12 protein-coding genes are annotated in these 9,755 nt (G+C 65.3%); 2 read left to right on the top strand and 10 right to left on the bottom strand.

Annotated elements, in window-relative coordinates:
* From ACEQXV_RS08830 to ACEQXV_RS08810, 5 genes are all read right to left on the bottom strand, one after another.
* Positions 1-1,019, bottom strand: a 1,019-nt coding sequence (locus ACEQXV_RS08830; protein WP_370268818.1) for a sulfatase-like hydrolase/transferase, incomplete at its 3' end; no start/stop codon positions are given.
* Positions 1,016-2,011, bottom strand: coding sequence for a sterol desaturase family protein (locus tag ACEQXV_RS08825; protein WP_370268817.1), 996 nt, complete (start codon positions 2,009-2,011; stop codon positions 1,016-1,018). The genes ACEQXV_RS08830 and ACEQXV_RS08825, both read right to left, overlap by 4 nt.
* Before the next feature lie 31 nt (positions 2,012-2,042).
* On the bottom strand, positions 2,043-2,807 hold the full coding sequence (locus ACEQXV_RS08820; protein ID WP_370268815.1) for a class II aldolase and adducin N-terminal domain-containing protein: 765 nt from the start codon (positions 2,805-2,807) through the stop codon (positions 2,043-2,045).
* Positions 2,808-2,900: 93 nt separating this feature from the next.
* The gene (locus ACEQXV_RS08815) at positions 2,901-3,296 is read right to left on the bottom strand and encodes a GFA family protein (protein WP_370268813.1); all 396 of its coding nucleotides are present in this window, start codon (positions 3,294-3,296) and stop codon (positions 2,901-2,903) included.
* Positions 3,297-3,510: 214 nt separating this feature from the next.
* Positions 3,511-4,677: a cytochrome P450 gene (locus ACEQXV_RS08810; RefSeq protein WP_370254600.1), complete on the bottom strand. Its 1,167-nt coding sequence runs from the start codon at positions 4,675-4,677 to the stop codon at positions 3,511-3,513.
* A gap of 63 nt (positions 4,678-4,740) precedes the next feature.
* Here ACEQXV_RS08810 and ACEQXV_RS08805 point away from each other — a divergent pair, with 63 nt between their 5' ends.
* Positions 4,741-5,322 carry a thymidine kinase gene (locus ACEQXV_RS08805; protein WP_370268811.1) on the top strand — a complete coding sequence of 194 codons (582 nt, stop codon included), beginning with the start codon at positions 4,741-4,743 and terminating at the stop codon, positions 5,320-5,322.
* A 412-nt stretch (positions 5,323-5,734) separates the two neighbouring features.
* Here the strand turns inward: ACEQXV_RS08805 and ACEQXV_RS08800 are convergent, their stop codons facing one another.
* From ACEQXV_RS08800 to ACEQXV_RS08780, 5 genes are all read right to left on the bottom strand, one after another.
* Complete coding sequence (locus ACEQXV_RS08800) at positions 5,735-6,682, bottom strand: 2-hydroxyacid dehydrogenase (protein ID WP_370268809.1); 948 nt, start codon at positions 6,680-6,682, stop codon at positions 5,735-5,737.
* Positions 6,679-7,020 (bottom strand): tRNA-binding protein, encoded by a 342-nt coding sequence (locus tag ACEQXV_RS08795; RefSeq protein WP_370253023.1) that lies wholly within the window; start codon positions 7,018-7,020, stop codon positions 6,679-6,681. Before ACEQXV_RS08795 ends, ACEQXV_RS08800 begins: the two co-directional genes overlap by 4 nt.
* Entirely contained in the window at positions 7,017-7,829 is an 813-nt protein-coding gene (gene proC / locus ACEQXV_RS08790; RefSeq protein WP_370268807.1) for a pyrroline-5-carboxylate reductase, read from the bottom strand. The genes ACEQXV_RS08795 and proC overlap by 4 nt, the downstream gene beginning before the upstream one ends.
* Positions 7,830-7,904: 75 nt before the next feature.
* On the bottom strand, positions 7,905-8,408 hold the full coding sequence (locus tag ACEQXV_RS08785) for a YbjN domain-containing protein (RefSeq protein ID WP_370253027.1): 504 nt from the start codon (positions 8,406-8,408) through the stop codon (positions 7,905-7,907).
* Positions 8,409-8,842: 434 nt separating this feature from the next.
* On the bottom strand, positions 8,843-9,091 hold the full coding sequence (locus tag ACEQXV_RS08780; protein WP_370253029.1) for an accessory factor UbiK family protein: 249 nt from the start codon (positions 9,089-9,091) through the stop codon (positions 8,843-8,845).
* Between the two features lie 118 nt (positions 9,092-9,209).
* Here ACEQXV_RS08780 and lgt point away from each other — a divergent pair.
* A partial coding sequence (lgt, locus tag ACEQXV_RS08775; protein WP_370268819.1) for a prolipoprotein diacylglyceryl transferase occupies positions 9,210-9,755 on the top strand: 546 nt, incomplete at its 3' end.

Below are 9,755 nucleotides of genomic sequence, written 5' to 3'. Positions count from 1 at the left end.
GAGAAACCCTCGCCCCCCTGCCCCATGACCTCGGACAGCGTCGGCGCGATATCGATCAGGCTCACTGGGTCTGTCCTGCGCCCCGGCGCCACCCCCGGCCCCGCCAGCACAAGCGGCACGCGGGTCGCGCCGTCATACATCACCGATTTGGTCCAGAAGCCCTTTTCCCCCATCATGTCGCCATGGTCCGAGGTGAAGATGACCAGCGTGTCCTCCGCCTGCCCGCTCACCTCCAGCGCCGCCAGAACCCTGCCAACCTGATCGTCCACGAAGCTGCACAGGGCGCGATAGGCCGCATGGGCCAGCCCCCGAGTCTCATCCGTGAAATGACGGTCATGGGCGAAGAACCCGGCAATCTCTCGCAGGATCGGGTGGTCGGGGACGGGGTCCGCCGGGCGTATGTAATCGGCTGGATCGTAGAGCGACAGGAATTCCCCCGGCGCGATCAGCGGGTAATGCGGGCTGAGAAAGGACACGAAGGCCGCCCAGGGCCGCGCGTGCCGCGCGGGATCCTCCAGCCACGCGCAGGCGGCTTCGCCCACCTGCTCATCGTAGCGCGTGTAGTCGGTCCAGCCTTCCCCAAGTTCCTCGGCCAGCCCGGCGGTTGCATCATAGCGCGGCACCGGGCGGCGGAGGAGGCCAAGCAGCCAGCCCTTGCCCTCGTGCACATGGAGCGGCCGGATCTGCTGGTCGAACCCGGTGTCGTCGCGTTCACCCCTGTAATGGAGCTTGCCGATGGACACGACCTCTACCCCGCCCGCGCGCAGCCGGTGCCCCCAGGACGGCACCGCACCGTCGTAGGGCTCTGCCGAGGACCAGTAGCCGGTCTCGTGCACGTCCCGCCCCGTGGCAATGGCGGCGCGCGCAGGCACGCAGATGGGCGAGGGCGTATAGGCCGCGTCGAAGACCATCCCGCGGGCGGCGAGCGCGTCGATAATCGGCGTCTTTGCACCAAGTGACGAGGCGGACCCCAAGGCCCACCACGCCATTTCATCGACCATCAGGAAGAGGCAGTTCACCTCGCGTGCATCCTTTTCTTGCGCGCCCGTGTTTCTGCCGTGCCCTCGGCGCTTCCGTCATGGAAGGTGCCGAACCAGCGGTCCCATGGCATTTCCTGATTGCCGTAATTGCACTCGTAATAGCGGTGGTGCAGTTGGTGATAGAAGGTCCCCAGCGCCAACCGACGCTTGTCGCGGATCAGCAGGTCCTCGTACCCGGTATGCGTCATCGCAGCCCCCGGCCCCTGATAGACCACGTGGAAGATGAGGTGGATGGGATGGCTCGGCACCACGCAGTGAATGAGCAGCGTGGTCAGGTAGAGAAAATGCTCCACCGGGTGCATGGAAAACCCCGACCATGGGCCGATATTGACGTTTCGGTGATGCAGCGAATGGACGTAGCGATAGAGCACCGGCACATGCAGCAGCCGATGCACCCAGTAGAAATGGAAGGCCGACCAGATCGGCAGCAGGATCAGCGCCAGCACGAACCAGATGGGGTTGTCCGCAAAGCTGATCACCGGCGCATAGCCATTGGCCATCATCCACATGACCACCACCTGAAACCCGGTCAGCTGCAATACGCCGGACCCAAGCGACCAGAACATGTTGTCATGCACCTGGTTGCGGAAATTCCACAGCGCATTGCCCTTCGCCTGATCGCGGTGGTCGAATTTCAGCCGCTTGCCCTGCCCCTTGCGCATGTAGAAGAACCAGTGCAGCCCGCCCGCAGTCAGGAAGATGATGGCGAAATTCACCGCCCAGACCTGCGCGATCCAGCCAAGGGCAAACTCCTGCGCGCGATCGAGCGACGGATAGGCCCAATACCACAACGCCACCGAGACGATGACCATCATCACCCGTTCCGACAGGGTCAGCCAATTGCGCGCAAACCATCGCGCCAGAAAGCCCGGATCGGGCGGCCAGCGGAAGATCGAGGGGTCGTGCAGGGGCAGGTCCGGGTGGTAGTTCCACTCACGGCTCATCCCCTCCATGTCGCCGGTGTCGCTCATGGGCTCATGTCTCCTGACTGATGCGGCAGGCTCAGCTCGCGTAATTCGAGCCTTCGTCCTCGAGGATGGCCTTCAGTTCCGCCATGTGCCGTTCGGCCTGGCCCGGATAAGTCTCGATCTCGCGCGCGGTCTTTTCCGCGATCTCGTCGGAGAGCACCCGAAGCGGGCGGCCCGTCTGAAGCGCACGAATATAGGTTTCTGCCGCGCGTTCGAAATAGAAGAGCCGGTTGAAAGTATCGGCGACGCTGTCGCCAAGGACCATGACGCCGTGATTGCCCATGATCATGACCTTCTTCTTCGGGTCTTGCAGCGCGGCCGCGCAGCGTTCGCCCTCGTCCTCGAAGGCCAGCCCGCCGAAATGTTCGTCCACCACGTAGCGGTTGAAGAAGGTTGCGGTGTTCTGGTCGATGGGCGGCAGGGTGCTGTCGGCAAGGCTGGCCAGAACCGTGGCATGGATCGAATGCACATGCATCGCGCAGCGATGATGTGGGCAGCGGCGATGGATCGCCCCGTGCAGGCCCCAGGCCGTTGGGTCGGGCGCGCCGGGCATGTCCAGCGTGTCGGGGTCATTGGCATCCAGAAGCAGCAGGTCCGAGGCCTTGATCCGCCGGAAATGCACCTGGTTGGGGTTCATCAGGAAGCGCGTGCCATCCTCGTTCACCGCGAGGCTGAAATGGTTGGCGACGGCCTCGTGAAAGTTCAGCCGCTCCGTCCAGCGGAAAGCGGCGGCAAGGTCCACGCGTTCCTGCCAATGAGACATGTTGGGATGGGCGGCAACAGCAGCGCTCTGGGCCATGGTCGGGTCCTTTCGGTTCGTGCCCCGAAGGCTGCCGCAAACCGGGCCATCCCGCCAGCGTTTTCTGTCAACCGAGCCCGTTTGCCCGCAGGGCTAGCCCGCCTTGCGCTCGGGCGCGTGCGCCTCGTCATCGGTCAGCGGGCGCTTGCCGTCATCGCCGGTACCGATGAACTTGGGCAGCCCGTCGCGCAGTTCCAGCCAGGGCAGCCGCTCTTCGTAATAGACATGCGCCTTTGGTTCGTAAGTGGAGGGATCGTCCAGGGTCACGGCGGGAATGTGGGTTTCGTTCGGCCAGCGCAGATCGTTGCGATAGAAAAGCGCCGTACCACAATTCCGGCAGTGCCCCCTCTCGACGTTTTCGGAGGAGTGGAACACGGCGACCGGCCCGTCCCATTGCAGCTTGTCATTGTCGATACCAAAGAGTGGCACAAACGGTGCCGAGGTCGCCCGGCGGCAGCTTTCGCAATGACAGCAAGCCTTCCACTTCATGGAGCCTGACGCTGTCCATCGAACATCGCCGCACAGGCAGCGACCGGACAAAACCACCATGAATATCCCCTTAAGAAATTCCCTGTCGCCGGGAGGATGAAAACGACACTCTGCTTGAGGCAAGCCTTGGCTAAGCCAAGTCACACAAAGTTGATAGCTTCGGTTAAAAGTAGATCCATCAACCAAAGTTCAAGGGCGAATAAAACAAGGGCTTTCAGCCAAGCCCAACCGGCACGGACAGCGGTCCCCGGAACGCCCACCCCCCGAAACGCGCCGCTTCGGGAGGTGACAGGCGAAGGCCCGCAAAGCGCTCAAAAAGCATCGGCAGCGCCACATCGGCGATCAACGCGCGCGAGGCCCAGGCCCCGGCGCAGAAATGGGGACCCGCGCCAAAAGCGATCGAGGCGCTTGCGTCCTGAGTGATATCGAACTTATCGGGCCGGGCGAAAACGCTCTCGTCGCGATTGCCCGATCCGAACATGAGGAAGACCCGATCCTCGGGCTCGAAGGTCACGCCATTGACCGTGTCTCGCCGGGCCACGCGGCGCGGGGACATACCGATCGGGCTGATCCAGCGCGCGTATTCCTCGAAGGCCTGCATCCAGCTGGCCTCGCCCGCAAGGACCATCGCCAGCTGCTCGGGATGGGTGAGCAGCGCCCAGGCCGCCCCGGCGATGGCGTCGCGCGGCTCGTTCTGGCCGCCGGAAATGGCCAGCTTCACATTGGCCCGGATCTGCGCGTCGGACAGCCCCGCCTGCATCTGCACGGAAAGCAGCGAGTGGTCCGGGGTTTCCCGGAGTTGCGGCATCCGGTCGTCAATGTGCCGGTCGATCGAGCCGGTGCAGTCATGGCAATTGGCTTCGACTTCCGGGTCGCCCGCATAGTTCGCACAGCCGTCGATCATGCCTTGGCTCACGCGGTCCATTTCCGCGTAGCTCATGTTGGTAAGCCCGGTCATCGCCTTCAACGCCTCGCCCGAGACCGGCAGCGCGAAGTCCTTTACCAGGTCGCACCTGCCATGCGACGCGATCCGGTCCAGCACCTCAGCCGTGCGCGCCCGGAACTGCGCCGTCCAGACATCGCGCACCGTTTTGGGCGAGACCGTGGGGAAGACCGCCTTGCGTTCAGCCGCGTGATCCGCCCCGTCCTTGCGCATCATGTTCTGGCCCATCAGAACGGTCATCAGCCCCTCGGGCTGGTCCGAGGAAAACACGTCGATCCGCTTTTCCTGTGTGAAGATGTCGTCGCGCCGGGTGATCAGAGTTGCGCCCAGTTGCGGCACATAGGCAATCGGCGCCTCGGCCCGCATCCGTTTCAGCGCCGGGTAGGGGTCAGCCCAGAAGGCCTTGGGGTCGATCTCGAAGACAGGCGCGTTGGACATGCGATGCGGGCTCCTTCCACGGTCAGTCTTGCACCGCCGGGCCGCTTGGGGCAAATCCTTCTCATGGCCAAGCTTTACTTCAACTACTCGACCATGAACGCAGGGAAATCGACCCTGCTGCTGCAAGCTTCGTACAACTATATCGAGCGCGGCATGCAGACCTACCTGCTGACCGCGAATTTCGACGACCGCGCCGGCAAGGGCCAGATCGGCAGCCGCATCGGTATTTCGGCCGAGGCCGACACCTATACCCAGACCGACGATCTCTTCGCCAAGATCGCGGCCCGCCTGGCCGAGGGCCCCTGCGCCTGCGTTCTGGTGGACGAGGCCCAGTGGATGACCAAGGACCAGGTCTGGCAGCTGGCGCGCGCCGTCGACGATCTCGGCGTGCCGATCATGTGCTACGGTCTGCGGGTCGATTTCCAGGGCGAGCTTTTTCCCGGCTCGGCGGCGCTCCTGGCGCTGGCCGACGAAATGCGAGAGGTCCGCACGATCTGCCATTGCGGAAAGAAGGCCACGATGGTGATCCGCGTGGGCGCGGACGGCAAGGCCCTGCGCGAGGGGGCCCAGATCGAGGTCGGCGGCAATGATCGCTACGTCTCGCTGTGCCGGGTGCATTGGCGCGAAGCGGTGGGGGATCACTAGGCGCACCGTCAACGATGCGAAGGCGCAAGCCTTGGGAATTGGCGGCCGCTAACCCGATCTTAACCCCGGACTGCCACCCTGAACGCCGGTTAACCGATTCTCCAAGCGTGGCCCGGTCCGCCGACCCGATGACTGCCTCACGAAAAGGGGCCCGCCGGGCAAGGCGCCAGAAGCTTCGCCAGACCCTCTCGCCGCGCATGCCCCAACGGGCGGCGCCGCCCCCCCTTTGTGCAGGATAGCCTGGGCTCCCTGCCCTTCCCTTCAAGAGCGGAAAGTCAGCCCCAGGGGTCCCCCCGGAGGCCAGATCGGCACGCCTTCTGCCCTTCTCCTTGTGAAAATACCTCGGGGAGCGCGAGGGGCAGCGCCCCTCGCACGGGTCGACGCCGAAGGCGGCGAAACCCGTCATGAGCGCTCAGACCGGGTTGGGAAGGGCCCGCCCCTCGGCATGGGCGATCGCGTTGTCCAGCGCCATCCGCCCCATATCCTCGCGCACCTCCAGCGCCGCCGTGCCCAGATGCGGCAGCAGCGTCACGTTTTCCATCGCGCGCAGCGCCTCCGGCACCTCAGGTTCGAACTCGTAGACATCGAGCCCCGCCCCCGCGATGCTACCGGCCTGAAGGGCCGCGATCAGGGCCGCCTCATCCACGACGTCCCCGCGCGAGATATTCACGAAAATCGCGTGGCTCTGCATCGCGCCAAAGGCCTTCGCCTCCACAAGGTGATGCGTCTCCGCCCCGCCCGGCGTCGCCAGCACGACCACGTCCGCCACACCCAGTGCGGTCTCCATCCCCATCTGCTCGGCGGGGAAATCGACCGCCTTTCGGGATCGGTTCACGTAGACGATCCGACAGCCGAACCCGAAATGGCAGCGCCGGGCAATGGCCTGGCCGATGCGCCCCATGCCGATCACGCAGACGGTCTTGCCCGTGAGGTGGAGCCCCAGCATCTGCACCGGGTGCCAGCCCTGCCAGCGCCCGGCCCGCACCAGCCGCTCGCCCTCTCCCGCGCGCCGCGCGGTCATCAGGATGAGCGTCATCGCGATATCCGCGGTCGCATCGGTCACCGCGCCCGGCGTGTTGGTCACCGCGACACCAGCGGCCTGGGCGGCCGCCACGTTGATATGGTTATAGCCCACCCCGAAATTGGCCAGCAATCTACAGCGCGGCGCAGGCACGGCGGCGAAAGCCTCGGCCCGGAACGCATCGCCAAGCGTCGGCAGCACGATGTCATAGTCCGCCAGCGCCGCCACGCAGTCCGCATGGGTCATCGGCTGCGTGGTCGTGCGACAGGTCACGTCGAACCGTGCCTCGGCGGCGGCCATGACCGTTTCGGGCAGGCGGCGGGAAATCAGCAGTTTCAATGCATCCGCCCCCCTTTGGGCACCGCCTGGTCCGGGCCGATCAGCACGACTTCGCCCGTCTCATCGGGCAGGCCGAGCACCAGGATTTCCGACATCACCGGCCCGATCTGACGAGGCGGGAAGTTCACCACCGCCATCACCTGCTTGCCGATCAGGCTTTCCGGGTCGTAATGCGCGGTGATCTGGGCCGAGCTTTTCTTGACCCCCAACGCACCGCCGAAATCGACCCAAAGCTTGATCGCAGGCTTGCGCGCCTCGGGGAATGGTTCGGCGCGGACGACCTCGCCCACGCGGATATCGACCTTGAGGAAATCGTCGAAGCTGATCTCGTCACTCATCCCTTCAGCTCCTTCGAGCGGTTGGTGGCCGCCCCCACGGTGGCGCGCATCAGCGGCATCAGGCCGGTCTCCTCCGCCATCAGCACCTCCAGCCCGGCCTGGGTGGTGCCGTTGGGGCTGGTCACGTTGATGCGCAGCTGTTCGGGGCTGTCCGCCGCGGCCTCGGCCAGCGCGCCCGCGCCGGCCACGGTGGCCTTGGCCAGTTGCATCGCCATCTCCTCGGGCAGTCCCTCGGCCCGCGCGGCAGCGGCGAGCGCGTCGATCATGTAGAAGACATAGGCAGGCCCCGAGCCCGACACGCCGGTGACCGCGTCGATCTGGTCCTCGTGTGCCAGGCGCACCACCTGCCCCACGGCCGACAGAAGCCCCTCTGCCATGTCGAGATCACCCACCCCGCTGGCCCCGTTGCCGATGATCGCGGTGATCCCCTTGCCCACGGCGGCGGGCGTGTTGGGCATCGCGCGGATCACGCGGGTGCCTGCCCCCAGGATCGATTCGAAATAGGCAATCGGCGTGCCCGCGGCGACCGAAACGATCAGCGTCGCCCCCCCGCCAAGCGGTTGCAGCGGCGGCAGCGCCTCGGCCATGAACTGCGGCTTCACCGCGACGATGGCCACGGCGGGGCTGTCGGGCAGTCCCTCGTTCACATGCAGCCCCTGCGCGCGCACCCAGTCCGAGGGATGCGGGTCCAGCACCCAGACGGAGCCGGGCGCCAACCCGCCCGCAAGCCAGCCCTCCAGCATCGCCTGGCCCATCTTGCCACAGCCCAGCATCACCAGCCCGCGGCGTTCGATCTCGTTGAAATTCATGTCCTCTCCCGGCGGTTGCGGCGGTGCACCCCGGCCCGTGGGCCGCAGGGCACCTGCCATGCATCGCCGGCGAGGTTAGGCGCGCCCGTAGCTCTCTGCAATGGCGACCTGCATCGCCTCTTCGGGGCTCTTGTTCGACCAGCAGGCCAGCTGGAACGCCGGGTAGTAGCGCTCGGCGGCCAGCACCGCCGCTTCGACCATGCAGCCGATCTGCTCGGGGCTCGCCATCTGCTCACCCGCCAGGATCAGCCCGTAGCGATAGACCATCAACCGCTGTGCGTGCCAGTAGCTGAAGGCCCCGGCCCAGCACTTGTCATTGGTCAGGTTCAGCACTTCGTAAAGCGCCGGTAGCTTGTCCTCCGGCGGCTCCATGTCGAAGGTGCAGATCATGCGCAGCGTCTCGTCATAGGCCGACCAGGCGAGGGTGACGGAATAGGTCCGCCATTGTCCCTCGATCGCCATGGCGATTTGGTCATCCGCAACACGGTCGAAATCCCATTCGTGATGGGTCGCCAGTGTCTCGACGATATCGATGGGGTGGAGGTCGTCGACCTCGATATACTGCTCGTTCAGCGACATTGCCCAGGCCTCTTTTTGTTGGCAGCTTCGCGAGCGCTTGGCCGAGGGCCAAAACAACCCACTAGAAGCTGGGTGTCTGACTATGGGTCGCCGGGGCAGGCCCGACCCCATACCAGATATGGTGGAGCCAATGAGGGAAGCTGTAAAGGATAAACTTGCGGAGTCGAGGATCGAATCCGGCCTGCAACGAGCTATCCACAGGAATCTCGCCCCGAGGGCAAGTTATTCACAAAGAACCTATTTTCCCTTGAAAACCGGGCAAACGGACCCTCGGGCAACCGGGGCAAATCCCCCATCCCTTCATTGTTCCGAAAATATCCCGGGGGTCTGGGGGCTGGCCCCCAGGGGCTGTGCCGAGGCTCCCGCGCCAGCGGGGGCAGAGGCGCAGCCCTCCGGGATCGGCGCCGCAGGCGTCGATCCCCTTGAACCGCGCATCATTCCTGCGCAGTCGCCTCCAGCGCCGCGATGCGCGCCTTGAGCGCTTCGTTTTCCTCGCGGGCTTTCTGGGCCATGGCGCGCACGGCATCGAACTCCTCGCGGGTGACGAAATCGCGATCGGCCAGCCAGCGGTCCATGAACGAGCGCATGGCGGTTTCCGCCTCGTCCTTGGCGCCCTGGGCCACGCCCATGGCGTTGGTCATCAGCTGCGAGATGTCTTCCATGATCTTGTTGCGGGTCTGCATCGGCGGGCCTCCTGATCTCTGGCCCCCATATGGCCCTCCTCGGCCCCGGCATCAAGGTTGACTTCGCCGCAGGGGCCAGCCATCCAAGGCCCGACCCCATGACCAGAGGCCCCGGATGCTGCCTGCCGCGATCCCCTTCCCGAACCTCTCGCCCGAGCTTTTCTCGATCTCGGTGGGCGGGTTCGACTTCGCCCTGCGCTGGTATGCGCTGGCCTATATCGCGGGCATCCTCCTGGGCTGGCGGATGGCGCTGCTCACGATCCGGCGCGCGCGCCTCTGGCCGGGCGACCACGCTCCCATGAGCGGGGAACAGCTCGAAGGGCTGATGACCTGGATCATCATCGGCATCGTCGCGGGCGGTCGTCTTGGCTATGTGCTGTTTTACCAGCCTGCCTATTACTTGCAGAACCCGGCCGAGATCCTTCTGCTGTGGCAGGGCGGCATGGCATTCCATGGCGGCTTCCTGGGCGTGGTGATCGCGGGCGGGCTCTACCTGTGGCGTCAGAAGATCCCGCTGATGCAGGCGGGTGACCTTATGGCGCTGGCGACGCCGCCGGGGCTGCTCTTCGGACGGCTTGCGAATTTCGTCAATGCCGAGCTCTGGGGGCGGCCCTCGGATGCGCCCTGGGCGGTCATCTTCCCCGGTCCCGGCGCGCAGGACTGT

The organism is Nioella sp. (genome assembly GCF_964229645.1).
Lineage (GTDB): Bacteria > Pseudomonadota > Alphaproteobacteria > Rhodobacterales > Rhodobacteraceae > Nioella.
The sequence above is the reverse complement of the archived record's forward strand: the minus strand, read 5'-3'. Positions and strand labels throughout refer to the sequence as shown.